The sequence below is a fragment of the Pseudomonas sp. MB-090624 genome, from assembly GCF_003205245.1.
GTDB lineage: Bacteria > Pseudomonadota > Gammaproteobacteria > Pseudomonadales > Pseudomonadaceae > Aquipseudomonas > Aquipseudomonas juntendi.
Genome location: NZ_QJRK01000017.1, coordinates 79,186 through 105,066, shown reverse-complemented (window position 1 = coordinate 105,066; position 25,881 = coordinate 79,186). Strand labels below are relative to the sequence as shown.

The window sequence follows — 25,881 nt, the reverse complement described above, 5'->3', positions numbered from 1 at the left end:
GGCGGGAGGGGTGGATCTTGGCATTAGTGCTCCGGTACCCCGAGCGGCTGCTCGGAGGGCTTGTCAGTGGGTGCTGGCAGCGGTTTCTGTGGCACTTTCGGGCCAACGGTGACGATCACCAGTTTATCGGCTGACAGGTGTTTGTTCATGGCGGCCTTGACCTGCTCGACAGTGAGGGCCTGGGACTGCTGCATGAAGTCCTCCAGCCAGGTCAGCGGCAAGTTGTAGAAGCCGATGGCGCCCAGCTGGCCGACGATGCTGGCATTGCTGGCATTGGACAACGGGAAGCTGCCGGCCAGTTCGCGCTTGGCATCGTCCAGCTCCTGCTGGGTGGGGCCAGTCTTGAGGTAATCGGCGAGAATGCCCTGCACCAGCTTGAGCGTGCCCTCGCTGAGTTCGGCACGGGTTTGCAGGTTGATCATGAACGGGCCGCGCACCTGCATCGGGCTGAAGACCGAGTAAACGCCGTACGTCAGGCCGCGTTTTTCCCGCACTTCGCTCATCAGCCGGGTACCGAAGGCACCGCCGCCGAGGATCTGGTTACCCAGCGACAGTGCAGGCCAGTCCGGGTCCTGGCGGTCGATGCCAAGCTCGGCCAGCATCAGGTGGGTCTGCTTGGACGGGAAGTCGATGTGGGTCAGGCCGGGCTTGGCTTCGGCCGGTTGCGCCGGCGCGGGCAGCGCCGGGCCTTTGGGGAGCCCGGCGGACACCTGGGCGGCGATGGCTTCGGCTTCGGCGCGGCTGAGGTCGCCGACCAGGGCGATCACGGCGTTGCCACCGGTGTAGGCCTTGGCATGGAAAGCGCGCAGTTGGGCCAGGCCGATGCCGTTGATGCTTTCGGCAGTGCCGTCGCTGGGGTGGGCGTAGGGGTGGTCGCCATAGAGGTTGGCGAACAGCGCTTTGCCAGCGATTTTGCCAGGGTTCTGCTTCTCGTACTCGAAGCCGGCCAGCATCTGGTTCTTGATGCGCTTGAGCGCGTCTTCAGGGAAGCTCGGCTTGCCGGCGACCTCGGTGAACAGCTTGAGCGCCGGCTCGCGCTTGTCCTTGGCGCTGAGGCTGCGCAGCGAGGCCACGGCCATGTCACGGTAGGAGCCGTTGCCAAAGTCTGCGCCCAGGCTCTCGAAACCTTCGGCGATGGCGGTCACGTCCTTGCCGGCCACGCCTTCGTTGAGCATGGCGTTGGTCAAGGCAGCCAGGCCTGGCGTGCCGCCGTCCTGGCTGCTGCCGGCGGCAAAGGTCACGCGCAGGTCGAACATGGGCAGCTCGCGCGCCTCGACGAACAGCACCCGGGCCCCTTCGGCGGTGTTCCAGTGCTGGATGTTCAGCTGGCGCCGGCTCGGTGCCTTGCCATCCAGCTCTGCCAGCGACTGCAGGGTGTTGGCCGGCCGGGCCGCAGTGTTGTCGGCCTTGGCGGCGTTGTCGGCCAGGGCCGGGGCAGCCAGCACCGCTGCCAGCGCCAGGGCACGGATACCGGTGGCCAACAGGGTTGGGCGTGGTGCGCGACGATCACTCATGAGCGGACTCCTCGGGCAGTACATGGGCAACGCTCAGGCGTTCGCGGGTGAAATAGGTGCGCGCGGCGTTCTGGATGTCCTGCGGGGTAACGCGCTTGAGCTCGTCCAGTTCGCTGTCGATCAGCTTCCAGGACAGGCCGACGGTTTCCAGTTGGCCGATGGTGGTGGCCTGGCTGCTGATGGAGTCGCGGTCATAGACCAGGCCGGCGATAACCTGGGCGCGTACGCGCTCCAGTTCTTCGGCGCTGGGCGGGGTGGTCTTGAGTTCGTCGAGCAGTTGCCACACGCCCTTCTCGACGTCGGCCAGGGTTTTCTGCTTCTGAACGTTCGGCGTGGCCGAAATAAGGAACAGGCTGTCGCCACGGGTAAAGGCGTTGTAGCTGGACGAAGCACCGGCCACCAGCTCCTGGCCACGCTCCAGGCGCGCCGGCATGCGGGCGCTGTAGCCGCCGTCGAGCAGCGCCGAGATCAGGCGCAGGGCGTGTACGGTGCGGGGGTCCTTGGCCGTGGCCAGGCCGGGCACGTTGAAACCGTAGATCAGGCTCGGCAGTTGGGTGCGCACGTGCAGGGTCAGCTGGCGCTGGCCGGGTTCTGCGAGTTCCAGTGGCAGCTTGGCCGGTGGCACGGTGCGCTTCGGAATGCTGCCGAAGTACTTCTGCGCCAGGCCTTTGACCTCGTCGGGGGTGACATCGCCGACCACCACCAGGGTGGCATTGTTGGGGGCATACCAGGACTCGTACCAGTGGCGCAGTTCCTCGACCTTCATGCGCTCCAGGTCGGCCATCCAGCCGATGGTCGGGGTATGGTAGCCGCTGGCAGGGTAGGCCATGGCGCGGAACAGCTCGAAGGCCTTTGCAGTGGGCTGATCGTCGGTACGCAGGCGGCGCTCTTCCTTGATGACCTCGATTTCCTTGCTGAATTCGTCGGCTGGCAGGCGCAGGCTGGCCAGGCGGTCTGCCTCCAGTTCCAGGGCTACGGGCAGGCGGTCACGCGCCAGCACCTGGTAGTAGGCGGTGTAGTCGTCGCTGGTGAAGGCGTTCTCTTCGGCGCCCAGGTCGCGCAGCACGCGTGAAGCTTCGCCGGGGCCGAGCTTGGCGCTCCCCTTGAACATCATGTGCTCCAGGGCGTGCGACAGGCCGGTCTGGCCCGGGGTTTCGTAGCTGGAACCGACCTTGTACCAGATCTGCGAGACCACCACCGGGGCACGGTGGTCTTCGCGCACCACGACCTTGAGGCCGTTGTCGAGGATGAATTCGTGGGTGGGTTGCACATCGGCGGCGAAGGCCGCGAGCGGCAGGCAGAGCGTGCCGAGCAACAGGCCAGCGGCGCGGCGGGCTAGAGCATTCATACGGTGTTTAACCTGTTCGGCGGCCCGCTGGGTTTAGCGTCGACGGGCCAGGAGGTGCTAGGATACTGATCCGGTTGCCTGGCGACCATGCCTGTCGCCGTTCTGGCCCACAGGACACTAAGACAAAACATTGCGCATGAACCAGCCGGCTTCAAGATAGTCTGTTCTGCGTAGAGAGAATTCCCGATCCGCCGTAGCTGGCGCATCGCTACCCTGAGATAGCCGTCTTCCATGTTTGGTTCCAACGACGACAAGAAAGCGCCGGCCGAGGCTGGTGAAAAGAAAGGCCTGTTCAGCTGGTTTCGCAAGAAGCCGCAACAACCTGTGGACGCTGGCGTTCCCGCCAGTGAAGCCCCCGCTGTCGAGCAACCTGTAGCCGCTACGGTCGAGGCCCCCGCTGCTGAAGCGCCGCAGCCTGAGGCGCCCGCGCCTGCCCCGGCAGCCGAAGCGCCGGCGCCGGTCGCTGTGCAGCCGTTGCCGGCCGCTCAACCCGAGCCGCTGGTTTCCCCGCCGCCGGTAGCGCCCGCGCCGCAACCCGTTGCCCCTGCGCCGGTGCCAGCGGCTGTGGTGGACGTCGCCCGTACCGAGCCTGCGCCGGTCAGCAACCTGGTACTGCCGGTGGCCGAAGAGCCGGTAGCGCTGGTGCCGGACCTGGAACCCAAGGCGCCACCGGCGATCCCCGAGCGCCCTGCACCTGAGGTGGTTGCCCCGCCGGCCGTGGCTGCCGCAGCCGTGGAGGTCGCGCCAGAGCCAGCGGCAGCGCCGGGCGAACAGGCCAGGCCTGGCTTCTTTGCCCGCCTCAAGCAGGGCCTGTCGAAGACCAGTGCCTCCATTGGCGAGGGGATGGCCAGCCTGTTCCTGGGCAAGAAAGTCATCGACGACGACTTGCTCGACGAGATCGAAACGCGCCTGTTGACCGCCGACGTGGGCGTGGAAGCCACGTCGACCATCGTCCAGAACCTGACCCAGAAAGTCGCCCGCAAGCAACTGGCCGATGCCGACGCCCTGTACAAGTCGCTGCAGGAAGAGCTGGCGGCATTGCTGCGTCCGGTCGAGCAGCCACTGAAAGTGCAGGCGCAGAACAAGCCCTACGTGATCCTGGTGGTAGGCGTGAACGGCGCCGGCAAGACCACCACCATCGGCAAACTGGCGAAAAAACTGCAACAGGAAGGCAAGAAGGTGATGCTGGCCGCCGGCGATACCTTCCGCGCCGCAGCGGTCGAGCAGTTGCAGGTGTGGGGTGAGCGTAACCAGATTCCGGTCATCGCCCAGCATACCGGTGCCGACTCCGCATCGGTCATTTTCGACGCCGTGCAGGCTGCCAAGGCCCGCGGTGTGGATGTGCTGATCGCCGACACTGCCGGCCGCCTGCACACCAAGGACAACCTGATGGAGGAGCTGAAGAAGGTGCGCCGGGTCATCGGCAAGCTCGACGCCGAGGCGCCGCACGAGGTGCTGCTGGTGCTCGACGCCGGTACCGGGCAGAACGCCATCAGCCAGGCCAAGTACTTCAACCAGAGTGTCGAATTGACCGGCCTGGCCCTGACCAAGCTCGATGGCACCGCCAAGGGCGGGGTGATCTTCGCCCTGGCCAAGCAGTTCAAGTTGCCGATCCGCTTCATCGGTGTCGGCGAAGGCATCGACGACCTGCGCACCTTCGAAGCGGAGCCTTTCGTCAAGGCTCTGTTCGCCGAGCGAGACTGACCATGATCCGATTCGAACAGGTTGCCAAGCGCTATCCCAATGGTCATGTCGGTTTGCATGAGCTGAGTTTCCGGGCGCGCCGGGGCGAGTTCCTGTTCGTCACCGGCCACTCGGGCGCCGGCAAGAGCACCTTGCTGCGCCTGCTGCTGGCCATGGAGCGCCCGACCAGCGGCAAGCTGATGCTGGCCGGGCAGGACCTGGGCCAGATCAGCAACGCCCAGATCCCGTTCCTGCGCCGGCAGATCGGCGTGGTGTTCCAGAACCACCAACTGTTGTTCGACCGCACGGTGTTCAACAACATTGCCCTGCCGCTGCAGATTCTGGGCTTGTCCAAGGCCGAGATCGCCAAGCGCGTCGATTCCGCCCTGGAGCGCGTGTCGCTGGCCGACAAGGGCGAGCTGTTCCCGGCTGACCTGTCCACCGGGCAGCAGCAGCGGGTCGGCATTGCCCGGGCAATCGTCCACCAGCCCGCGCTGCTGCTGGCCGATGAACCCACCGGTAACCTCGACCCGCGGCTGGCCGCAGAAATCATGGGGGTATTCGAGGACATCAACCGCCTGGGTACTACGGTTTTGATCGCCAGCCACGACCTGGCACTGATTGCGCGCATGCGTCACCGCATGCTGACCTTGCAGCGCGGCCGCTTGATCGGCGATGGGGAGGCCGGGCAATGAGCACTACACGTACGCCAAAGGTTTCCGAGCGCGTTGCGCCGAAGCCAGCCGACCCGCAGCCGGCGAAGAAAAAACGCGGCGAAGACGATGATGGCCCGGATTTCCGCACGTTGTTGCACGCCTGGCTGGAAAGCCACCGTGCCAGCCTGGCTGACAGCCTGCGCCGGCTGGGCAAGCAGCCGATCGGCAGCTTCTTCACCTGCCTGGTGATGGCCGTCGCGCTGAGCATGCCGATGGGCCTGTCGTTGTTGCTGAAGAACGTCGAGCAACTGGGCGGTTCGTGGCAGCGCGCGGCGCAGATTTCGCTGTACCTCAAGCTGGATGCCGGCAGCCGTGATGGCGAGGCGCTGCGTGACGAGATCAAGGGCATGCCCGGCGTGGCAGATGCGCAGTATGTCAGCCGCGAGCAGGCGCTGGAGGAATTCCAACAGCAGTCCGGTCTGGGCGAGGCCTTGCGCGAGCTGCCGGAAAACCCGCTGCCAGGTGTGGTGGTAGTCACCCCGACCGAGGTCGACAAGCCCGCCCTTGAAGCCTTGCGTCAGCGCCTTGCAGAGCTGCCGCGGGTGGATGTGGCGCAACTGGACCTGGTCTGGGTCGAGCGGCTGGCGGCGATCCTCAAGCTGGGTGACCGGTTCGTCTTCGGTCTGGCGGTGATGCTTATTTCTGCACTGCTGTTAGTAATCGGTAACACAATTCGTCTACATATCGAAAACCGCCGCATCGAGATCGAAGTGATCAAGCTGGTCGGCGGCACCGACGCCTACGTACGCCGGCCTTTCCTGTACATGGGCGCATTGTATGGCCTGGGTGCAGGGCTGCTGGCGTGGGGGATCCTGGCGTTTGGCCTGAACTGGCTGAACGAGGCGGTGGTAGGGCTTTCCGGGCTATACGGCAGTGACTTCGCCCTGGGCGGAGTGCCGGGGTCCGATGGTCTGTCGCTCTTGATCGGAGCGGTGTTGTTGGGGTATATCGGTGCATGGATTGCAGTCGCCCGCCACTTGAACGAGCTGGCACCGCGATAGTTTTTACAGGCCAGCATTGACATTTTGTTCACGATGGAACTTGTACCGTCGTTCCAGGTCAATGTTGGCAGCGCCCAAAAAGCGCGAGTCTAGTAAGTCGGAGGTTCTTGAATGACCACATCGTTGCAACCTGCCTATGCCTTGGTACCCGGTGCAAACCTGGAAGCCTATGTGCACACGGTCAACAGCATCCCGCTGCTGACGGTCGAGCAGGAGCGTGATCTGGGCGAGCGTCTCTATTATCAGCAGGATGTCGAGGCCGCTCGTCAAATGGTGATGGCCCACCTGCGTTTCGTCGTACATATCGCCCGTAGCTATGCTGGTTATGGGCTGGCCCAGGCTGACCTGATTCAGGAAGGCAACGTTGGCCTGATGAAGGCCGTCAAACGCTTCAACCCTGAAATGGGCGTGCGCCTGGTGTCGTTCGCCGTGCACTGGATCAAGGCCGAGATCCACGAGTTCATCCTGCGCAACTGGCGCATCGTCAAAGTGGCTACCACCAAGGCCCAGCGCAAGCTGTTCTTCAACCTGCGCAGCCAGAAGAAGCGCCTGGCCTGGTTGAACAACGACGAAGTGCATCGCGTGGCGGAGAGCCTTGGCGTCGAGCCGCGTGAAGTGCGCGAGATGGAGAGCCGCCTCAGCGGGCAGGACATGGCGTTCGACCCGGCAGCGGAAGCTGACGACGACAGCGCGTTCCAGTCCCCTGCGCATTACCTGGAAGACCACCGGTACGACCCGGCGGTGCAACTGGAAGATGCCGACTGGAGCGACAACTCCACCAGCAACCTGCACGAAGCGCTGCAAGGGCTGGACGAGCGCAGCCGCGACATTCTCTACCAGCGCTGGTTGGCTGAAGAGAAGGCCACGCTGCATGAGCTGGCAGACAAGTACAGCGTTTCGGCTGAGCGGATTCGCCAGCTGGAGAAGAATGCGATGAACAAGGTCAAGGCACTGATCGCAGCCTGATCGGGCCTTTGTTGCACAGAAAAGCCGCTGGCTCCGACGGAGCGAGCGGCTTTTTCATTTAAGCCGGCACTGCATTCAAAGCTTTCTGGATGAGTCGAGCTGCATCAGGTAGCTGGGGCCACCCAGCTGGCTCATTTGCCGACGAATCCATCCGGCACGGCTTGCCACGTAGGCGCTCGGCCGGCTGGCACTCCACTTGATCGGGCTGGGCAATACTGCGGCCAGTTGCGCTGCCTGCTGGCGGGTGAGCTGGCTGGCATCGACACCAAAGTGATAGCGCGCCGCTGCCTGGGCGCCGAATACGCCTTTGCCCCACTCGGCGCTGTTCAGGTAAACCTCGAGAATGCGTTCCTTGGACCAGAGCAGTTCGATCAGAGCCGTGAACCAGGCTTCCAGCCCTTTGCGGAACCAGCTGCGCCCCGACCACAGGAACAGGTTCTTGGCCACTTGCTGGGTCAGGGTACTGGCGCCACGAATGCTGCCGCCGCGTTCGTTGTAGGCCAGCGCAGCCTGGATAGCCGGGATGTCGAAGCCCCAGTGGCTGGCGAACTTCTGGTCTTCGCCGGCAATGACCGCGACCTTGAGTTCATCGGAGATGTTCTGCCAAGGCTCCCAGTCGCGCTGCAGGTCGATGGGGTCGCCATTGACCCAGGATTGCACCTTACGCTCGACCATCAGCGCCGTGCCGGGCGGGGGCACCCAGCGGAACACCAGCACCAGCACGATGCTGCAGGCAGCGAACCAGAGCAGGGCACGGAAGAGGCGGCGAATAAGGGATGGCAGCATGACGATGGCTTGGCCGTACGGGTGGAAGGGGCCATTATACAGACCCGATCCAAGGAGTCGTCCCATGCTTCGCAGCTTCCTGATGCTTGCCGCCTTTTTCGGCTTTACCGGAGTCGCACTGGGTGCCTTCGCCGCCCACGGCCTGAAAAACCGGCTGACGGCCGACTACCTGGCGGTGTTCCACACCGGCGTGACCTACCAACTGGTGCATGCGCTGGCGATTCTTGCGCTTGCCGTGCTCTCGGCGCACCTGCCCGGGCGCCTGGTGGGCTGGGCCGGTGGGCTGTTTGCGGTGGGTATCGTGCTGTTCTCCGGCAGCCTGTACCTGCTGGCCCTCAGCGGCCTGACCAAGCTGGGCATCATCACCCCGATCGGCGGCCTGTGCTTCCTGGCCGGCTGGCTATGCCTGGGGTTGGCGGCCTGGCGGCTGGGCTGACCAGCTGGTCCACAATCGCGACTAATGGCGCGCACCGCCCTTGGGTTGCGGGGCGGTTCGGCGCTAGAATGCGGGCCCCAAAGAATAATGGTGGCCGTGCGCATGCGCATTCAACTGAACGGTGAACCTTACGAACTGCCTGCCGGCGAGAGCGTTGCAGCCCTGCTGACGCGCCTGGAGCTCAGTGGGCGCCGCATTGCCGTGGAACTGAACCTGGATATCGTGCCGCGTAGCCAGCACGAGAGCACCCTGCTGAACGACGGCGACCAGGTCGAAGTGGTCCACGCGATCGGTGGCGGCTGACAGCAGCCTGTGGTTCACAAGCAAGCCCTGCAACCTTTTCCCGAGGAACAACGATGAGCAACGTTCGCAGCGACAAGCCCTTCATTCTGGCCGGGCGCACGTTCCAGTCGCGCCTGCTGGTCGGCACCGGCAAATACCGTGACATGGAAGAGACCCGCCTGGCCACCGAGGCTTCGGGTGCCGAAATCGTCACCGTGGCCGTGCGCCGGACCAACCTTGGCCAGAATGCGGGCGAGCCGAACCTGCTCGACGTGTTGTCGCCCGACAAGTACACCATCCTGCCCAATACCGCAGGCTGCTTCGACGCCACCGAGGCCGTGCGTACCTGCCGCCTGGCCCGCGAGCTGCTGCAAGGCTACAAGTCCCACGAGTCGCGGACCCTGGTCAAGCTCGAAGTGCTGGCGGACCAGAAGACCCTGTTCCCCAACGTGATCGAAACCCTCAAGGCCGCCGAAGTGCTGGTCAAGGATGGTTTCGACGTGATGGTCTACACCAGCGATGACCCGATCATTGCCCGCCAGCTGGCTGAGGCGGGCTGCATCGCGGTGATGCCGTTGGCCGGCCTGATCGGCACGGGCCTGGGTATCTGCAACCCGTACAACCTGCAGATCATCCTGGAGGAATCGAAAGTCCCGGTGCTGGTCGATGCCGGCGTGGGCACCGCTTCCGACGCCACCATCGCCATGGAAATGGGCTGCGAGGCGGTGCTGATGAACTCGGCCATTGCCCACGCCCAGCAGCCGGTGTTGATGGCCGAAGCCATGAAGCACGCCATCGTCGCCGGTCGCATGGCCTACCTGGCCGGCCGGATGCCGAAAAAACTCTATGCCAGCGCCTCTTCGCCGCTGGATGGTCTGATCAAGTAAGAGCCCCAGATGACTGATTCGCAAGATACGCCGATCGCCGCCGACGGCGACCAGCGCCCACACCGCCGCATCAAGAGTTTCGTGATGCGTGCAGGGCGCATGACCGAAGGCCAGCAACGCGGCCTGGACCAAGGCGGCCCGCTGTACATCCTGCCGTTGGCCGACAGCCCGGTGGACTACGACCAGGTATTCGGCCGTTGCGCGCCGCGTACCCTGGAGATCGGCTTCGGTATGGGGCATTCCCTGCTGGAAATGGCCGCCGCCGCGCCGGAGCAGGACTTCATTGGTGTAGAAGTACACCGTCCCGGTGTTGGTGCGTTGCTCAACGGTGTGCTGACCCAGGGTTTGAAGAACCTGCGGGTGTATGACTGCGATGCCATCGAAGTGTTGAACCGCTGCGTGGCCGACAACAGCCTCGACCGCCTGATGCTGTTCTTCCCCGACCCTTGGCACAAGGCGCGCCACCACAAGCGCCGTATCGTGCAGCTGGAGTTCGCCGAGCTGGTGCGGCGCAAGCTCAAGCCCGGTGGCGTGTTCCACATGGCCACCGACTGGGAGCCGTATGCCGAGTACATGCTGGAAGTGATGAGCGCTGCGCCGGGCTATCGCAACCGCGCAGCAGACGGTACCTACGTGCCGCGCCCCGAAGAGCGCCCGATCACCAAGTTCGAACGCCGCGGCGAGCGGCTGGGGCATGGGGTGTGGGATTTGAAGTTCGAGAAGGTGGACTGATCGGCTGAATCGGCCTTTCGGTACGCTGTGGCCTGTAGAAATGCAGGCATGCGCGACCACTTCGATGACGCCCGTTAAAGGCTAGTCAAGTGGTAGGGCTGCCCTGGTTTGCCGGGGCAGCTTTTAGAATCTGCGCCCCGCTTGTTTCCTGCGCTGATCAACTAGCGCGATCGGTGTAGGAGCGGCCTTGTGTCGCGATGGGCTGCAAAGCAGCCCCGGCTATCTCAAGCCTTCTGCTGGCAGTGCCGACCTCTTCGCGGGTAAACCCGCTCCTACAGTGATCGCGCCAGCTTCCAGAAACTGGGCAAGACAGAATGTCCCACAAGCGTTCAGCCCCAGGCTGTGTCTCAGCCGCGCCGGTCGGCCACTACGCCAATCAGCACCACGACCACCAGCAGCACCGGCGCCAGTGCGTAGTTGTTGAACTGGCTCAGCCCCTTCACCACCCAGGGTGTGGCATAGATCAGTGCCGCGCCGCTGCCGACCATCACCATCACCGCCATGAACGGTACGCGCAGGGCGCCACCCAGGCTGCCCAGCCGTTGTTCGGCCCAGCCTTTGACGTCGCTGCCGAACAGCACCAGCAGGCAGCCTACCAAGGCCAGCGAAATTTCTGACAGGTTGCCGCGGCTCCAGCGGGAAACCGTCGCGAGCAGATCAAGTACCAGATCCATGGGTCATCCTTAGGTCAAGAAATACTGCAGCAGGTCATTGAGGAATAGCTGGCCCCTTGGCGTGGCCACCAGTCGATCCGGTTCGACCTGCAAAAGGCCCTTTTGTTCGGCTGCCCGACGGGCTTCGCGCAACTGCTCCAGCGGCAAGCCGGTGCGCTGGGTGAACAGCTGGGCTTCCACGCCATCGGTCAGGCGCAGGGCGTTCATCAGGAACTCGAACGGCAACTCGTCGACTGGCAGCAGCTTCTCACCGGCTTTGTACGGTTTGGCCAGGTTCAGGTAGTCCTTGGGCAAGCGAGTCTTCCAGGTGCGCAGGATACGGCCGTCAGCGAAGGTCAGTTTGCCGTGGGCGCCGGCGCCGATGCCGATGAAGTCGCCAAAACGCCAGTAGTTGAGGTTATGCCGCGCAGCGCGGCCGGCCTGAGCATAGGCCGAGACCTCGTACTGGCGAAAACCATGCCCGGCCATCAGCACCTGGCCGGCTTCCTGGATGTCCCAGAGAATGTCGTCCTCGGGCAGCTCCGGCGGCTGGTTCCAGAATACCGTGTTGGGCTCGACGGTCAGTTGGTACCACGACAGGTGCGTGGGCCCCAGGTCCATGGCTTGGCGCAGGTCGCCCAGGGCGTCTTCCAGCGACTGGTCGGGCAGGCCGTGCATGAGGTCCATGTTGAAGTTGTCGAACCCGGCCGCGCGCGCCATGCCGGCTGCCCGGACGGCTTCGTCACCATTGTGGATGCGCCCCAGGGCCTGCAGCTTGGCCGGCTGGAAGCTCTGCACGCCAATGGACAGGCGGTTGATGCCGGTTTGCCGGTAGGCCTTGAACTTGTCCTGCTCGAAGGTGCCCGGGTTGGCCTCCAGGGTGATCTCGATGTCCGCTGCGAACGGTATGCGCTGCTCCACGCCGCGCAGCAGGCGGCCCAGGGCGCCTGCACTGAACAGGCTGGGCGTACCGCCACCGAAGAAGATCGAGCTGATCGGCCTGCCTTGCACCGCCGCCAGCTCCTGGTCCAGGTCGGTCAACAGCGCCGCGACGTATTCGTCTTCCGGCAGCTCAGGGCCGGCCGCGTGGGAGTTGAAGTCGCAGTAAGGGCATTTGCGCACGCACCACGGAATGTGGATGTACAGCGCCAGCGGCGGCAGGCTGGGAAAGCCCGCCGCGCCAGGGGTAGCCAGTGTTGCGATCATGCCAGGCCCAGGCGTTGGCGCAGCAGGGCCATGGCGCGGGCGCGGTGGCTGAGCTGGTTCTTGTCCACAGGTGCCAGGTCGGCGCTGGAGCAGTTGCGTTCGGGCACCCAGAACAGTGGGTCATAGCCAAAGCCATGCTCGCCACTGGCCTGGAACAGAATGCGCCCTTGCCACAGGCCTTCGCAGAGGATCGGGAGCGGGTCATCCGCGTGGCGTACCAGTGCCAGCACACAGACGAACTGTGCACCGCGCTCGGCTTCTGGCACGTCTTTCAGTGCGTCGAGCAGCTTGGCATTGTTTGCCGCGTCACCCTTGCCATCGGCATAGCGCGCCGAGTAGATACCCGGCGCACCGCCGAGGAAGTCCACGGCCAGGCCGGAATCGTCGGCCAAGGCCGGCAGGCCGGAAATACGTGCAGCGTTGCGCGCCTTGAGGATGGCGTTCTCGACGAACGACAAGCCGGTTTCTTCCGGCTCTACCTGGCTGAATTCGCCAATCGAGCGCAGTTGCACCGAGTGGCCGAGCATGGCCTGGAGTTCCTTGAGTTTGCCGGCGTTGTGGCTGGCCAATACGAGTTGCTGGAAATTCATCATTCGCCTGGGAACACTTCCTGGTTGAAACTGAGGGAGTTGCTGATGCCGCCGGTTTCGATACTCTGCTTGAACCCTAGCGGGCTGCTGCGCACGGGGCGACGCATGGGGCGCTTTCCCCGGTGTGCGTCAGACCGCCAGCTGGCGCTCTTGCAGGTTAGGGCTGCTGACGCGGTAGATGCCGATCTCACCCAGAAGATTAGGCCAAAGCCGGCCACCCCACCCATTGCGGTGCAGGTGGTCGACCGCCAGGCGGTCGAGCACCTTGGCGCGGCGCTCATGCACCAGCTCTTCAAAGTCGGCGAACGTGCAGAAGTGAATGTTCGGGGTGTTGTACCAGGTATAGGGCATGAAGTCCGATACCGGCATGCGGCCTTTGGTCGCCAGGTACCAGCGGCAACGCCAGTGCCCGAAGTTGGGGAAGGTGATGATGCACTGGCGGCCCACGCGCAGCATCTCGTCGAGGATGCGATCAGGGTACTCCACGGCCTGCAGGGCCTGCGTCATGATCACCACGTCAAAACTGTTGCTGGCGAAGTTGCCCAGGCCTTTGTCCAGGTCTTGCTCGATGACGTTCACGCCCTTGGCCACGCAGGCGGCGATGTTGTCGGGGTCGATCTCCAGGCCATAGCCGGTGACCTGCTTGCGGTCACGTAGCGAGGCCAGCAGTTCGCCGCTGCCGCAGCCCAGGTCGAGTACCCGGCTGCCGGCGGGGATCCAGTCGTGGATGATTTCCAGATCGGCTCTCATGCTGTCCTCAGATGGCAATGCGGTTCATGTAGTTCGAAAAACCCTGCATGTAGCGAGGTGTGGGGATCAAGAAGGCATCGTGCCCATAAGGTGAGTCGATCTCCAGGTAGCAGACGTTCTTGCGCGCTGCCATCAGGGCGTCGACGATTTCACGCGAACGGGCCGGGGAGAAGCGCCAGTCGGTGGTGAACGACATGATGCAGTAGTCCGCCTTGACGTTGGCCAGGGTGGCTGCCAGGTCGCCGCCGTGGGCGGCAGCCGGGTCGAAGTAGTCCAGCGCCTTGGTCATCAGCAGGTAGGTGTTGGCATCGAACCGCCCGGAAAACTCCTCGCCCTGGTAGCGCAGGTAGCTCTCGACCTGGAACTCGACGCTGTGAAAGTCATAGTTGAGCTTGTCGCTCTTGAGCTCGCGGCCGAATTTTTCACCCATCGAGTCATCGGACAGGTAGGTGATATGGCCGACCATGCGCGCCAGCATCAAGCCCCGCTTGGGGATCACGCCCTGGTCCTGGAACGAACCGCCGTGGAACTCAGGGTCGGTGAGGATGGCCTGGCGTGCCACTTCGTTGAAGGCGATATTCTGCGCCGACAGTTTCGGTGCCGAGGCGATGTCGACGCAGTGGCGCACGCGCTCCGGGTAGGTCATGGTCCACTGTAGCGCCTGCATGCCACCCAGGCTGCCGCCAACGATGGCTGCCCACTGCTGGATGCCCAGGCGATCGGCCAGACGCGCCTGGCTGTGCACCCAGTCTTCCACCGTCAGTACCGGAAACTCGGCGCCGTAGGGTTTGCCAGTGGCCGGGTTGACGCTGCTGGGGCCGGTGCTGCCGTTGCAACCGCCGAGGTTGTTCAGGCTGACCACGAAGAAACGGTTGGTATCGATGGGCTTGCCAGGGCCGATGCAGCTGTCCCACCAACCCGGTTTACGGTCGGTGGCAGCATGGTAGCCGGCGGCATGGTGGTGGCCAGACAGCGCATGGCAGATCAGCACGGCATTGCTCGCGCTGGCATTGAGGGTGCCGTAGGTCTCGTAGACCAGCTCGTAACTGGCCAGGGAGCGGCCGCAGGCCAGCGCCAGCGGTTCATCGAACCGGGCGGTTTGCGGTACTACCAGACCGACGGAATCTTCGGGAAAGACAGTGGACATCGACCCTGCTCACGCTTGACGGAGGCGTAAGTCTAAAGAGCGCTACCCCCAGCGGCAAGCAAAGGCTTGCCGCTGGGTGCATGCGGGGTCAGATCATCCGCCACAGCTCCTGGGGCATGCCGGCATAGGCAGCCAGCGGTGGCATGACGAACGACTGGATCACCTGAATCGCCAGGAAGGCGAAGATCGGCGAAATGTCCATGCCGCCCAGGTTGGGCACGATGCGGCGGAAGGGGGCGAGCACCGGCTCGCTGATCTGGTAGGCCAGTTCGGCGGCGGGGTTGTGGCTGTTGGGCGCAACCCAGGAAACGATCACCATCACGATCATCGCCACCCAGAAGATCTTCAGGAACAGCGAGGTAATGCCGATGATCGCCCACATCAGCAAGTGCAGGACGTCACCGAAGGTGCCATAGGTGACCATTAGCACGAAGGCCATCAGCAGCGCCTGGATCAGCACCGACAGCAGCAGCGACGAGGTGTCCAGGCCGCCAATGCTGGGGATGATGCGGCGGATCGGCTTGAGCAGCGGCTGGGTGGCGCGCACCGCGAACTGGCACAGCGGGTTGTAGAAATCGGCCTTGACCAGCTGCAGTACGAAGCGCAGCAACACGATCACCAGGTACAGGCTGACCAAGGTTTGCACCACGAAAATCGCGGCGCCGGAGAGTGCATTCATCGATAACTCCTTATTTGCCCAGTTGTTCGGCCAGTTCGGCGGAGCGTGTCGCGGCAGCCTGCAGGGCCTGCTCGACGATCGCTTCGAAGCCGCTGGCCTGGAACGACTTGATCGCCGCTTCAGTGGTGCCGGCGGGCGAGGTGACACGGCGGCGCAGTTCGGCGGCGTCGACATCGCTGGCGACCGCCATGCGTGCAGCGCCCAAGGCCGTGTGCAGGGTCAGTTGCGAGGCGGTTTCACGCGGCAGCCCAAGCTTTTCGCCTGCGGCAGTCATGGCCTCGATCAGCAGGAAGAAGTAGGCCGGGCCACTGCCGGAAACCGCGGTCACGGCGTCCAGTTGCTGTTCCTGCTCAAGCCACAGGGCCGTGCCTACCGCCGACAGCAGTTGCTCGGCCTGCTCGCGCTGTGCGGCCGACACCTCGGCGGTGGCGTACAGGCCGCTCACGCCCTGGCGCAGGAGCGCGGGGGTATTGGGCATGCAGCGCACCACGGGGCGCGCGCCCACCCAGCTTTGCAGGCTGGCGCAGGTAATACCGGCAGCGATGGAAACGATGAGTTGGCCATCACGCAGGCTGGGTTGCAGGGCCTGGCAAACCGCTTTCATGACCTGTGGCTTGACCGCCAGCACGATCACGTCGGCGCCGTCGATGGCCTGGGCATTGTCCTCGAAGGTTTCGATGCCGTGTTCGGCCTGGATGCGGCTGCGGGTCTCGGCGCCCGGATCGCTGGCGCGAATCTGCGAGGCGTCCAGGCCCTGGGCACGCAGACCTCCGATCAGGCTGGCCGCCATGTTGCCGGCGCCGATAAAGGCAATACGAGTCTTGCTCATGTCAGGTCCTTGTGGAAAAGAGTGAGTAAAGCATGCCATCAGCCCTGGCCGGGGTTAAGTGGGGCGCGGGCACCGAACAGGGCGGTACCGATGCGTACCCAGGTCGCACCTTGTGCAATGGCCGCTTCCAGGTCGTGGCTCATGCCCATGGACAAGGTGTCCAGCCCCAGGTGCTGCTGTTCCAGCAGGTTACGCAGGCTGGCGAAGGCGGCCTCCTGAGCGGCGCGGTCGTCGGTGGGTTCGGGGATCGCCATCAGCCCGCGCAGGCGCAGGTTGGGCAGGGCCGCCACGGCCTTGGCCAAGGCCGGCAGTTCGGCGGCGGCGCAGCCGGACTTGCTGTCTTCGCCACTGACGTTCACCTGCAGGCAGATGTTCAGCGGTGCCAGCCCGGCAGGGCGCTGTTCTGAAAGGCGTTGGGCGATTTTCAGGCGGTCCACGGAATGCACCCAGTCGAAATGCTCAGCAATGGCTTTGGTCTTGTTCGATTGAATGGGGCCAATGAAGTGCCAGATCAAGGGCAAGTCGCCGAGTGCCTGCTGCTTTGTCAGGGCTTCCTGTAGGTAATTTTCCCCGAAATCGCACACGCCAGCGGCGTACAGCTCGCGGATCGCAGCAGCTGGCTTGGTCTTGCTCACGGCCAGCAGTTGGACGCTGGCCGGCTCACGCCCGGCTGCCTGTGCAGCACTGGCGATACGGGCGGAAATCGCGGAAAGGTTGTCTGCTAGGGTGGACATGAAGGGTGGCCGGCTAGTGTTGGGTTTGCGGCATTCTACCTACTTGAAAGCCTTTGGGGAGTCTCATGGATGTGACCGACCTGTTGGCACGGGCCGTGGCGGTGCAGGCTTCGGACCTGCACCTGGCGGCCGGCCAGACACCCATGCTGCGCCTGGACGGCGAGCTGCAGCGCATGGCCATGCCGCCGCTCGCCGCGGGCGCCTTGGTCGCGGGCATGGCAACCCTGCTCGATGACACGCAGCGCGAGCAGTGGGCGCAAGGGGCTGAACTGGACCTGGCGCTGGCGCTGCCTGCCCTAGGGCGCTTTCGCGTGAACCTGTTTCGCCAGCTGAATGGGCCTGCGGCGACCTTCCGCCTGATCCCAGGGCGTATTGCCACGCTGGATGAGCTAGCGCTGACCGATGTGTTTCAGGCGGTGGTCCAGTACCGCGATGGTCTGGTGCTGGTGGGTGGGCCGACCGGCAGTGGCAAGTCCAGCACACTGGCAACGTTGCTGGACCAGCTGAACCGCGAAAAGGCGCTGCACATCATTACCCTGGAAGACCCTGTTGAAGTTATCCACAGCAGCCAGCGTAGCCTGGTCAACCAGCGCGAGGTCGGCCGCCACAGCAGCGGCTTTGCCCAGGGGCTACGCAGCGCGCTGCGCCAGGACCCGGACGTGATCATGATCGGCGAGTTGCGCGACCTGCAGACCATTCGCCTGGCCTTGCAAGCGGCCGAGACCGGGCACCTGGTGCTGGCGACGGTACATGCGCGCTCGGCGGCCAGCAGCATCGAGCGGCTGGTGGAGGTATTTGCAGCCGATGAAAAGCCGTTGGTGCGGGCGATGCTGGCGGAGTCGTTGCAAATGGTGGTGGCGCAGGTGCTGGTACGCCGCGTGGGCGGTGGGCGGGTTGCAGCGCGGGAAGTGTTGGTGGCGACGCCGGCGGTGCGCAACCTGGTGCGCGAAGGGCGGATGGCGCAGTTGTGTTCGGTGATGCAGGCGGGTGGTGCGCAAGGGATGCGGACGATGGAAGGGGCATTGCGTGGGTTGCGAGAGAGGGGCCTGGTTGACGATTTATAGTGCCTCTACAGGCCTTATCGCCGCAAGCCAGCTCTCATAGAACAGTACATAACTTATTGATTTAGCGGGGTCTTTGTGGAAGCGGGCGTGCCCGCGAACACCGGCGTAGCCGGTGCCTGCCACCGCGTCGCCTGCTTCGCGGGCACGCCCGCTCCCACACAGGCCGCGTCGCGGTTACGAATCGAGTTCTCTGTGCGACAGCGCAGCCCGTAGGGCTGTGTGATCTCCCACAGGTTCACCACAGTTCTACAGATTTGTGGGGGAGCCGGCTTGCCGGCGATCGGGCCATTGCAGGTGGAAAAAGCTTAGCGCTTGGCCAGGCTCAGCTGCTGCTCTTTCGGCAGCACCCGTTTGGCGACCACGTAATGCTTCTGCCAGTAAGGCTTGCTCAGGTTGTCGATGCTCACCCGCTTGCCGCGGCGTGGCGCGTGGATGAAACGGTCGTTGCCCAGATAGATGGCCACGTGGTTCACCCGCCGGCTTTTGATGTTGAAGAAGATCAGGTCCCCTGGCTTCAACTCGCCCTTGGCCACTTTCACCCCATGGCCCTGGGCCATGGCATTGGAGGTGCGTGGCAGGTCTACGTTGGCCACGTCGTTGAAGGCGTACTTGACCAGGCCACTGCAGTCAAAGCCCTTTTTCGGGCTGCTGCCACCCCAAACGTAGGGGGTACCAAGTACATTGACCGCGCGGCTGAGCACATCGCTGCTCTGCTTGTGCGACATCGCGGCCACCTTGCTACCGCGCGTGCTGGCGGCGCTGACAGTGCGAGCATGGGGCGCAGTCTGCTTGACAGCTGCATGCCTCACGGCGGCATTGCTGGTGTAGCCGGTGAAACCATTGGGAAGACGTTGCTCACGATTGGTGGCGTGGGCGGCCAGGGGCAATAATAGGCAGAGGGTCAGCCATGTCTTGAGTAAAGGCGGCATAGATGAAGCTCTTATGAATAGTTATGTGTTGGGCGCGCAACTTTATAACAGCTTTTTGATCAATTTATGATCCGTTGGTCGATTGGCAGGGTGCCATACGTCGGCCTGTGACAAAAAAGTCACATTTTTTCTTAGAAAATTTTTCCATAACCCACGAGGGCTAGGCATGAACAGTTATCAACAGGGAACGCCCTACCACGACACGCACAGCAAGACCATCGGCTACCTGCTGTGGATTTTCGGCTTCACCGGGTCGCATCGTTTCTACTATGGCAAGCCGATAACCGGCACCCTCTGGTTCTTCACCTTCGGCCTGCTGGGTATCGGCTGGCTGATCGACCTGTTTCTGATCCCGGCCATGGACCGCGAGGCGGACCTGAGGTTCCAGTCTGGGCGCATCGACTACAACATCGCCTGGGTCCTGCTGACGTTCCTCGGCGTGTTCGGCCTGCACCGGCTGTATCAGGGCAAGTGGGTGACCGCGATCATCTACTTCCTGACCGGTGGCCTGTTCCTGGTAGGGGTGCTGTACGACTTCTGGACACTCAATAGCCAGGTGTCCGAGCGCAACGCGGGGCGGGGCTGAGAGGGCAAGGGCTGCTTTGCAGCCCTGTCGCTAGGCAAGGCCGCTGCACCGGGGCGGCTCAAGTCTGACGGGGGCGCACAGCGCCCCGTTCAAAGGTTACTGGCGGGTCTGGCGCTGTTGCAGCAACAGGTTGGCAAAACCAGCGCCGGCGAGCTGTTTCTGCGCACCGGTCAGCTGTTCGCGGTTGCTGAACGGGCCGACCATCACGCGATACCAGGTTTCTTCCTTGACCGTACCCGACTCCACCTTCACTGACTGCCCCAGCAGAATGATCTGGGCCCGCACCTTGTCGGCGTCGGCCTGTTTGCGGAACGAGCCCGCCTGCAGGAAGTACTGGGTGGTCGCTGCCGGCTTGATCACTGGCGGGGCCGGAGGCGGGGTTTGGCCAAGCAGTGCTGCCTGGGCCCGCGCCGTGTCGATTTTCGCCGCTTCAGCGGGGGTAACCGGTGTGACCGGCTGGGCCGGAACCGGGGGTGTTTTCTCCGGTACGGCCTCTGGCGGCACGATGACTTCCGACTCTGGCAGCAAGGTGTAGAAGTCGTACTTCGGTTTCACCGGCTGTTGCGGTGTGGCCTGGGTAGGCTTGCTGGCTTCGGCCACTTTGTCGGCCTTCTGCTGCTCGGGTTTGGCCCGCTTGATGTCATCGCCGCCGGGTTCGAGCTTCATCAGGAACACGATGAACGCGCCAACGGTCAGGCCGACCGCCAGCCATACCCAGCCGGGGATCGGCTGTTTGGCTGGCGCTGTCTGGCGGCTGGCGCCGCGTTTGGGTGCGGGTTTTTTCTTGGCAGCCAACTTACATGCGCTCCAGGGTTTCCAGGCCGAGCAGTTCCAGACCTTGTTTGAGGGTGCGGCCAGTCAGGGCGGCCAGGCGCAGGCGGCTCTGTTGCTGCTCGGGGGTTTCAGCGGCGAGGATCGGGCAGTTCTCGTAGAAGCTGGAGAACAGGCCGGCGAGGTCGTACAGGTAGCTGCACAGTACGTGCGGTGTGCCTTTCTCGGCAACGCTGTTCAGGGTTTCGCCAAACTGCGCCAGGCGTGCGGCCAGGTCCTGCTCGTGGGCGGCCTGCAGCACGATCTTGCCATCGGCTTGGTCAAAGCGCTTGCCCAGCTTGCGGAACACGCCAGCTACACGGGTATAGGCGTACAGCAGGTAAGGCGCGGTATTGCCTTCGAAGTTGAGCATCAGCTCGAAGTTGAAGCTGTAGTCGCTGGTGCGGTGTTTGGACAGGTCGGCGTACTTCACCGCGCCAATACCCACCACTTCGCCGATGCGGCGCAGTTCGTCGTCGGCCAGGCTCGGGTTCTTTTCCTTGACCAGCGCGTAGGCCCTTTCCTTGGCCTCGGTCAGCAGGTCGATCAGCTTCACGGTGCCGCCGTCGCGGGTTTTGAACGGGCGGCCATCGGCGCCGTTCATGGTGCCGAAGCCCATGTGCTCCATTTGCATCGGGTGGCCGACGAAGCCTGCGCGGCGGGCCACTTCGAACACCTGGTTGAAGTGCAGGGCCTGGCGCTGGTCGACGAAGTACAGGGCACGGTCGGCCTTGAGCACATTGCTGCGGTAGCGCACGGCGGCCAGGTCGGTGGTGGCGTACAGGTAACCGCCGTCGGCCTTCTGCACGATCACTGGCAGCGGGTCGCCGTCGCTGTTCTTGAACTCGTCGAGGAACACGCACTGGGCGCCCTGGTCTTCGACCAGCAGGCCCTTGGCCTTGAGGTCGGCCACGACATTGGCCAGGTCGTCGTTGTAGGCGCTTTCACCCATCACGTCCGCCATGGTCAGCTTGACGTTGAGCAGTTCATACGTCTTTTGGCAGTGCGACAGCGAAATGTCCTTGAAGCGTGTCCACAGGGCCAGGCATTCCGGGTCACCGGCCTGCAGCTTGACCACCAGGCCGCGGGCACGGGTGGCGAATGCCTCGGACTCGTCGAAACGCTGCTTGGCCGCGCGGTAGAAGTTTTCCAGGTCCGACAGTTCATCGCTGGTGATCGGGTTTTCCTGCAGGTAGGCCATCAACATGCCGAACTGGGTGCCCCAGTCGCCTACGTGGTTCTGGCGAATGACGGTGTCGCCCAGGAACTCCAGCACCCGCGCCACGCTGTCACCAATGATGGTCGAGCGCAGGTGGCCGACGTGCATCTCTTTGGCCAGGTTGGGGGCCGACAGGTCGACCACCACTTTTTGCGCCGGGCCGGCCTTGCGCGCGCCCAGGTGGGCGTCGGCCAGGGCAGCGTCCAGGCGGTTGGCCAGGGCGTCGGTGTTCTGGAAGAAATTGAGGAAGCCAGGGCCTGCGATCTCGACCTTGCTGATATCGGCGCTGGCTGGCAGGGCGTTGATCAGTTTTTCCGCCAGGTCGCGGGGCTTCATGCCGGCCGGCTTGGCCAGCATCATCGCGATATTGCTGGCGAAGTCGCCGTGGGTCTTGTCCCGGGCGTTTTCCACCTGGATCGCCGGCGACAGCCCTTCAGGCAGCACACCGTCGGTGACGAGTTGGGTGAGGGCTTGCTGGATCAGCTGGCGAATGGTGTCTTTCATGGGGGTCTCTTTTCGACCGCAAGCGCGGTGCAGCGCTTGGATGCGCAGGTGGAAAAACTGGGCATTATCCGTGCCTGGGAGCGGGTTGCCAACCTTTGGGCTTCACGTTGGAAGGCGCGAGTAGCAAGTCGCAAGTCGCAAGTAGCAAGTAGCAAGTAGCAAGTAGCAAGTAGCAAGTAGCAAGTAGCAAGAAAAAGCTTGGTTGCGCCGCCTGGCCCTGTTCCGCTCTTGCTTGCAGCTTGCAGCTTGCAGCTTGCAGCTTGCAGCTTGCAGCTTGCAGCTCAATAAAGGTCGACCGGGTCGACATCCAGCGACCAGCGGACCTGGCGCCCGCTCGGCATCTGCTCCAACACTAGCAACCAGGCACTGATCAGTCGATGCAAAGGCGCCCGGGTGTTGGCCTGTATCAACAACTGCGCGCGGAAACGCCCGGCGCGGCGCTCCATGGGGGCCGGAACCGGGCCCAGCAGCTCGATGCCTGGCAGCCGCTGTTCGGCGACCAGGCGCTCGGCGGCGGCGCAGGCCTCGTCCAGGAAACCTTCAGCCTGCCCCGGCTTGTGCGCTTCTGCGCGCAGCAAGGCCAGGTGCGAGTAGGGCGGCAGCCCGGCGGCACGGCGTTCGTCCAGGGCCTGTTCGGCAAAGGCGAAGTAGCCTTGTTCGGTCAGTTGCACCAGCAACGGGTGATCGGCCAGGTGGGTCTGGATGATGACCTTGCCCGGTTCCTCGGCACGCCCGGCGCGCCCGGCGACCTGCACGATCAGTTGCGCCATGCGCTCGCTGGCGCGGAAGTCGCCCGAGAAAAGCCCCCCGTCGGCGTCGAGGATGGCCACCAGGGTTACCCGCGGGAAATGGTGCCCTTTGGCAAGCATCTGGGTACCGACAAGAATGCTCGACTGGCCTTTCTGGATGGTACTGAACAGCTGGTGCATGGCGTCCTTGCGCGCCGTGCTGTCGCGGTCCACACGCAGAATCGGGTAGTCCGGGAACAGCACTTTCAGGCGTTCTTCGGCGCGTTCGGTGCCCGCACCGACCGGGCGCAGGTCGACGTGGTCGCACTGCGGGCACTGGTGTGGCAGGCGTTCGTCATAGCCGCAGTGGTGGCAGCGCAACACCCCGGAGCGCTGGTGCACGGTCATGCGCGCGTCGCAGCGCGGGCATTCCGACAGCCAGCCGCAATCGTGGCACAGCAGCGTCGGGGCGAAGCCGCGGCGGTTGAGGAACACCAGCACTTGCTGGCCGGCTTCCAGTGTCAGGCGGATGGCCTGCTGCAGCGGGCCGCTGATGCCACTGTCCAGCGGCAGGCTTTTTACATCCAGGCGCAGCATGCGCGGTGGGCGTGCGCCGCCCGCGCGCTGATTCATGCGCAACAGGCGGTAGCGGCCGGTGAGGGCGTTGTGCAAGGTTTCCAGCGAGGGCGTGGCGGAGCCGAGCAGGATCGGAATGTTCTCCTGGTGCGCCCGCACCAGCGCCAGGTCGCGGGCATGGTAGCGCAGGCCCTCCTGCTGTTTATAAGAACCGTCGTGTTCTTCGTCGATGATGATCAGGCCAGGGTTTTTCATGGGCGTGAACAGCGCTGAACGGGTGCCGATGATAATGTCGGCTTCGCCATCGCGTGCCGCCAGCCAGGCGTCCAGGCGGTCCCGGTCGTTCACCGCCGAATGCAGCAAGGCAATCCGGGCGTTGAAGCGTTGCTCGAAGCGCGCCAGGGTTTGCGGGCCGAGGTTGATCTCCGGGATCAGTACCAGCGCCTGCTTGCCGGCCTCGAGGGTTTCGCGGATCAGCTGCAGGTAGACCTCGGTCTTGCCGCTGCCGGTCACGCCGGCCAGCAGGAAGGCCGCAAAACCGCCGAACCCCTCGCACACCGCCTCGAAGGCATCGCGTTGCTCGTCATTGAGCGGCAGCTCCGGCTGTGCCAGCCAGTGTTCGTGGCGCAAGCCCGGCTTCTGGCGGCGGACTTCGATCTGCACCAGTTCCTTGGCCAGCAGCAGGTCGAGGCTGTCCTTGTTCAGGTTGAGCTTGGCCAGCAGGCTGTGCGCCACCCCGTGCGGGTGCTGCGCCAGGGTCTTGAGGGCATCGCGCTGGCGCGGTGCCCGGGCGATGCGCGGGTCGTCCAGGCGGGCGTCGGGGGCAATGTGCCAGAAGCGCTCCTGGCGCATTTCTGCGGGCTCACCCTGGCGCAGTAGCGTGGGCAAGGCCCAGCTCAAGGTGTCACCCAGGCTGTGCTGGTAGTACTGCGCGGTCCACAGGCACAGCTTGAACAGCGAAGGCGGAATCGGGGAGACCGGGTCGAGCAAGGCGCTGGCCGGCTTCAGCTTGTCGGCGGGCACCTCGCTCTGCGCGCACACTTCGACCAGTACGCCGATCATTTCGCGGCGGCCAAAGGGCACGCGAATACGCATGCCCGGGGCCAGGGCCTGGCGCGCCATGCTCGCTGGCGCCTTGTAGTCGAACAGGCGCCGCAATGGCGAGGGCAGGGCAAGGCGCAGGATGACGTCGGACACGCAGAAAGTCTCGGAGGGCATTACAAGAACTGGCGAGCCTAGCAGACGACGGTCGGTGCAAGCGACATCTTGCACTGACGGTGTGCTCTGGTATTATTCGCCGCCTAATTACGTGCGGTATTCAACAATTGGTGTTGGGTGGCGGCACGCAGCTCGAGGAAGTGACCATGAAAGAAGGTATCCACCCGAACTACGAAGCTGTTGCAGTCACCTGCAGCTGCGGTAACAAGTTCGAAACCCGTTCGACCCTGGGCAGCACCCTGTCGATCGACGTTTGCAACCTGTGCCACCCGTTCTACACCGGTAAGCAGAAAGTCCTGGACACCGGTGGCCGCGTACAGAAGTTCGCCGACCGCTTCGGTATGTTCGGTACCAAGAAGTAATCATGCGCATGGCGAGTCCTTCGGGCTTCGCATTGTTGCTGAAAAAGGCGCCCCTCGTGGGCGCCTTTTTTGTGGGTGCGATCTGGCATTTGCCCGCCCTGGCCTTCTGCCCGCTGCCGGGCAAACCCGAGCAGGTTCGGGTGCGGCAGGTGGTCGACGGCGACACCGTGCGTCTGGTGGATGGCCGCAGTGTGCGGCTGATCGGCATCAACACCCCGGAGATCGGTCGCAAGGGGCGTAGCAGCGAGCCCTATGCCGAAGCTGCCAAGCGGCGCCTGCAGGCGTTGGTCAAGGCCAGTGACGGGCGTGTAGGGCTGGTTCCCGGTGTGCAAGCCAAAGACAAGTATGGGCGCACACTGGCGCACATTTATGGCCGTAATGGCGACAATCTCGAAGCACAATTGCTCAGTGAAGGCTTGGGCTACCGGGTGGCCGTCGCCCCCAATGTGCGCCTCAGTGGCTGCCAGCAACGCGCCGAGCAGGCCGCACGCCAGGCCGGCGCCGGCCTTTGGCGGCAGTCGCCCGTGGTGCCGGCAGACGCCATCAGGCAGCCTGGTTTTGCTGTGCTCAGTGGCCGAATCATGAGCATCGAACGCAACCGTGGTGGTGTCTGGTTGAACCTTGACCGTGCCGTGGTGGTGCAGGTCTCCGCTCGTCTGCAGCGCAACTTCCCGGCCAGTTTCTTCGCTAACCTCAAAGGGCGTCAGGTCGAGGTGCGTGGCTGGGTGGTGGACCGTTCCCGCAAGGGCGGCCTCAAGCCAGGGCAGCGGCGCTGGGTATTGCCACTGACCGACCCGAGCATGCTGGCGCGTACTTCTGGCTAAAAGATGTAGACAGTTCGCTATTGGATTGTACACACTGTTAGCCGTATGCCCCCGTGGGTTTTAGCGGAAAGTCGTAGGCTAAAGGCCTTGACACAAGTGACCGACCAGTCTTGTGACTACCC

Annotated in this window: 27 protein-coding genes and 1 pseudogene; 12 read left to right on the top strand and 16 right to left on the bottom strand. The window is 63.9% G+C overall.

Annotation, left to right across the window (positions count from 1 at the left end; all coding sequences use genetic code 11):
* Positions 1-23: 23 nt before the first annotated feature.
* Both DMX12_RS11685 and DMX12_RS11680 read right to left on the bottom strand, forming a co-directional pair.
* The gene (locus tag DMX12_RS11685) at positions 24-1,514 is read right to left on the bottom strand and encodes a pitrilysin family protein (RefSeq protein WP_110677663.1); all 1,491 of its coding nucleotides are present in this window, start codon (positions 1,512-1,514) and stop codon (positions 24-26) included.
* Positions 1,507-2,862, bottom strand: coding sequence for a pitrilysin family protein (locus DMX12_RS11680; protein ID WP_029886168.1), 1,356 nt, complete (start codon positions 2,860-2,862; stop codon positions 1,507-1,509). Before DMX12_RS11680 ends, DMX12_RS11685 begins: the two co-directional genes overlap by 8 nt.
* 231 nt (positions 2,863-3,093) lie before the next feature.
* Here DMX12_RS11680 and ftsY point away from each other — a divergent pair, with 231 nt between their 5' ends.
* From ftsY to rpoH, 4 genes are all read left to right on the top strand, one after another.
* Positions 3,094-4,566 carry a signal recognition particle-docking protein FtsY gene (gene ftsY / locus DMX12_RS11670; protein ID WP_110677661.1) on the top strand — a complete coding sequence of 491 codons (1,473 nt, stop codon included), beginning with the start codon at positions 3,094-3,096 and terminating at the stop codon, positions 4,564-4,566.
* Between the two features lie 2 nt (positions 4,567-4,568).
* A complete protein-coding gene (ftsE, locus tag DMX12_RS11665) occupies positions 4,569-5,240 on the top strand; it encodes a cell division ATP-binding protein FtsE (protein WP_009684915.1) in 672 nt (223 codons plus the stop codon).
* Positions 5,237-6,262 (top strand): permease-like cell division protein FtsX, encoded by a 1,026-nt coding sequence (ftsX, locus tag DMX12_RS11660; protein ID WP_029886166.1) that lies wholly within the window; start codon positions 5,237-5,239, stop codon positions 6,260-6,262. Before ftsE ends, ftsX begins: the two co-directional genes overlap by 4 nt.
* 111 nt (positions 6,263-6,373) lie before the next feature.
* Entirely contained in the window at positions 6,374-7,228 is an 855-nt protein-coding gene (gene rpoH / locus DMX12_RS11655; RefSeq protein WP_009684917.1) for an RNA polymerase sigma factor RpoH, read from the top strand.
* A 75-nt stretch (positions 7,229-7,303) separates the two neighbouring features.
* Here rpoH and mtgA read toward each other — a convergent pair whose 3' ends face one another.
* Positions 7,304-8,014 carry a monofunctional biosynthetic peptidoglycan transglycosylase gene (gene mtgA, locus DMX12_RS11650; protein WP_110677659.1) on the bottom strand — a complete coding sequence of 237 codons (711 nt, stop codon included), beginning with the start codon at positions 8,012-8,014 and terminating at the stop codon, positions 7,304-7,306.
* Between the two features lie 64 nt (positions 8,015-8,078).
* Here mtgA and DMX12_RS11645 point away from each other — a divergent pair, with 64 nt between their 5' ends.
* The 4 genes from DMX12_RS11645 (at position 8,079) to trmB (ending at position 10,351) form a co-directional block, all read left to right on the top strand.
* On the top strand, positions 8,079-8,450 hold the full coding sequence (locus DMX12_RS11645; RefSeq protein WP_110677657.1) for a DUF423 domain-containing protein: 372 nt from the start codon (positions 8,079-8,081) through the stop codon (positions 8,448-8,450).
* A gap of 102 nt (positions 8,451-8,552) precedes the next feature.
* Positions 8,553-8,753 carry a sulfur carrier protein ThiS gene (gene thiS / locus DMX12_RS11640; RefSeq protein ID WP_009684920.1) on the top strand — a complete coding sequence of 67 codons (201 nt, stop codon included), beginning with the start codon at positions 8,553-8,555 and terminating at the stop codon, positions 8,751-8,753.
* Positions 8,754-8,806: 53 nt separating this feature from the next.
* On the top strand, positions 8,807-9,619 hold the full coding sequence (locus tag DMX12_RS11635) for a thiazole synthase (RefSeq protein WP_009684921.1): 813 nt from the start codon (positions 8,807-8,809) through the stop codon (positions 9,617-9,619).
* 9 nt (positions 9,620-9,628) lie between these two features.
* Complete coding sequence (trmB, locus tag DMX12_RS11630) at positions 9,629-10,351, top strand: tRNA (guanosine(46)-N7)-methyltransferase TrmB (protein ID WP_009684922.1); 723 nt, start codon at positions 9,629-9,631, stop codon at positions 10,349-10,351.
* Positions 10,352-10,698: 347 nt separating this feature from the next.
* On the opposite strand, the gene DMX12_RS11625 is transcribed toward trmB, so the two are convergent.
* From DMX12_RS11625 to DMX12_RS11585, 9 genes and pseudogenes are all read right to left on the bottom strand, one after another.
* The gene (locus DMX12_RS11625) at positions 10,699-11,025 is read right to left on the bottom strand and encodes a DUF3392 family protein (RefSeq protein ID WP_009684924.1); all 327 of its coding nucleotides are present in this window, start codon (positions 11,023-11,025) and stop codon (positions 10,699-10,701) included.
* 9 nt (positions 11,026-11,034) lie between these two features.
* Positions 11,035-12,210 (bottom strand): radical SAM family heme chaperone HemW, encoded by a 1,176-nt coding sequence (gene hemW / locus DMX12_RS11620; RefSeq protein ID WP_110677655.1) that lies wholly within the window; start codon positions 12,208-12,210, stop codon positions 11,035-11,037.
* The gene (gene rdgB / locus DMX12_RS11615; protein WP_033690803.1) at positions 12,207-12,803 is read right to left on the bottom strand and encodes an RdgB/HAM1 family non-canonical purine NTP pyrophosphatase; all 597 of its coding nucleotides are present in this window, start codon (positions 12,801-12,803) and stop codon (positions 12,207-12,209) included. Before rdgB ends, hemW begins: the two co-directional genes overlap by 4 nt.
* Positions 12,800-12,892: pseudogene (locus DMX12_RS30300) on the bottom strand (DUF4426 domain-containing protein); the annotation flags it as partial. The pseudogene DMX12_RS30300 and the gene rdgB, both read right to left, overlap by 4 nt.
* 37 nt (positions 12,893-12,929) lie before the next feature.
* The gene (gene metW / locus DMX12_RS11605; RefSeq protein ID WP_054912845.1) at positions 12,930-13,550 is read right to left on the bottom strand and encodes a methionine biosynthesis protein MetW; all 621 of its coding nucleotides are present in this window, start codon (positions 13,548-13,550) and stop codon (positions 12,930-12,932) included.
* A gap of 7 nt (positions 13,551-13,557) precedes the next feature.
* Positions 13,558-14,697 carry a homoserine O-acetyltransferase gene (locus DMX12_RS11600; RefSeq protein ID WP_009684929.1) on the bottom strand — a complete coding sequence of 380 codons (1,140 nt, stop codon included), beginning with the start codon at positions 14,695-14,697 and terminating at the stop codon, positions 13,558-13,560.
* An 88-nt stretch (positions 14,698-14,785) separates the two neighbouring features.
* Positions 14,786-15,376 carry a YggT family protein gene (locus DMX12_RS11595; protein WP_009684930.1) on the bottom strand — a complete coding sequence of 197 codons (591 nt, stop codon included), beginning with the start codon at positions 15,374-15,376 and terminating at the stop codon, positions 14,786-14,788.
* A gap of 10 nt (positions 15,377-15,386) precedes the next feature.
* Positions 15,387-16,205, bottom strand: a complete 819-nt coding sequence (proC, locus tag DMX12_RS11590) for a pyrroline-5-carboxylate reductase (RefSeq protein ID WP_110677653.1) — start codon at positions 16,203-16,205, stop codon at positions 15,387-15,389.
* Positions 16,206-16,243: 38 nt separating this feature from the next.
* A complete protein-coding gene (locus DMX12_RS11585) occupies positions 16,244-16,939 on the bottom strand; it encodes a YggS family pyridoxal phosphate-dependent enzyme (RefSeq protein WP_009684933.1) in 696 nt (231 codons plus the stop codon).
* A gap of 65 nt (positions 16,940-17,004) precedes the next feature.
* On the opposite strand from DMX12_RS11585, the gene DMX12_RS11580 reads away from it, so the two are divergent.
* Positions 17,005-18,003 (top strand): type IV pilus twitching motility protein PilT, encoded by a 999-nt coding sequence (locus DMX12_RS11580; RefSeq protein WP_110677651.1) that lies wholly within the window; start codon positions 17,005-17,007, stop codon positions 18,001-18,003.
* A 305-nt stretch (positions 18,004-18,308) separates the two neighbouring features.
* Here the strand turns inward: DMX12_RS11580 and DMX12_RS11570 are convergent, their stop codons facing one another.
* Positions 18,309-18,932 (bottom strand): C40 family peptidase, encoded by a 624-nt coding sequence (locus DMX12_RS11570; protein WP_110677647.1) that lies wholly within the window; start codon positions 18,930-18,932, stop codon positions 18,309-18,311.
* 166 nt (positions 18,933-19,098) lie between these two features.
* On the opposite strand from DMX12_RS11570, the gene DMX12_RS11565 reads away from it, so the two are divergent.
* Positions 19,099-19,518 carry an NINE protein gene (locus tag DMX12_RS11565; RefSeq protein WP_009684937.1) on the top strand — a complete coding sequence of 140 codons (420 nt, stop codon included), beginning with the start codon at positions 19,099-19,101 and terminating at the stop codon, positions 19,516-19,518.
* A gap of 96 nt (positions 19,519-19,614) precedes the next feature.
* Here DMX12_RS11565 and DMX12_RS11560 read toward each other — a convergent pair whose 3' ends face one another.
* The 3 genes from DMX12_RS11560 to DMX12_RS11550 form a co-directional block, all read right to left on the bottom strand.
* Entirely contained in the window at positions 19,615-20,313 is a 699-nt protein-coding gene (locus DMX12_RS11560; protein WP_110677645.1) for an SPOR domain-containing protein, read from the bottom strand.
* A gap of 1 nt (position 20,314) precedes the next feature.
* Entirely contained in the window at positions 20,315-22,051 is a 1,737-nt protein-coding gene (gene argS, locus DMX12_RS11555; RefSeq protein ID WP_009684939.1) for an arginine--tRNA ligase, read from the bottom strand.
* Between the two features lie 281 nt (positions 22,052-22,332).
* Positions 22,333-24,552, bottom strand: coding sequence for a primosomal protein N' (locus DMX12_RS11550; protein ID WP_110677669.1), 2,220 nt, complete (start codon positions 24,550-24,552; stop codon positions 22,333-22,335).
* Positions 24,553-24,719: 167 nt separating this feature from the next.
* On the opposite strand from DMX12_RS11550, the gene rpmE reads away from it, so the two are divergent.
* Together rpmE and DMX12_RS11540 are read left to right on the top strand one after the other, a co-directional pair.
* A complete protein-coding gene (gene rpmE, locus DMX12_RS11545; RefSeq protein ID WP_009684941.1) occupies positions 24,720-24,935 on the top strand; it encodes a 50S ribosomal protein L31 in 216 nt (71 codons plus the stop codon).
* A gap of 2 nt (positions 24,936-24,937) precedes the next feature.
* Positions 24,938-25,759 (top strand): thermonuclease family protein, encoded by an 822-nt coding sequence (locus DMX12_RS11540; protein WP_110677643.1) that lies wholly within the window; start codon positions 24,938-24,940, stop codon positions 25,757-25,759.
* The last annotated feature ends 122 nt before the right edge of the window (positions 25,760-25,881 follow it).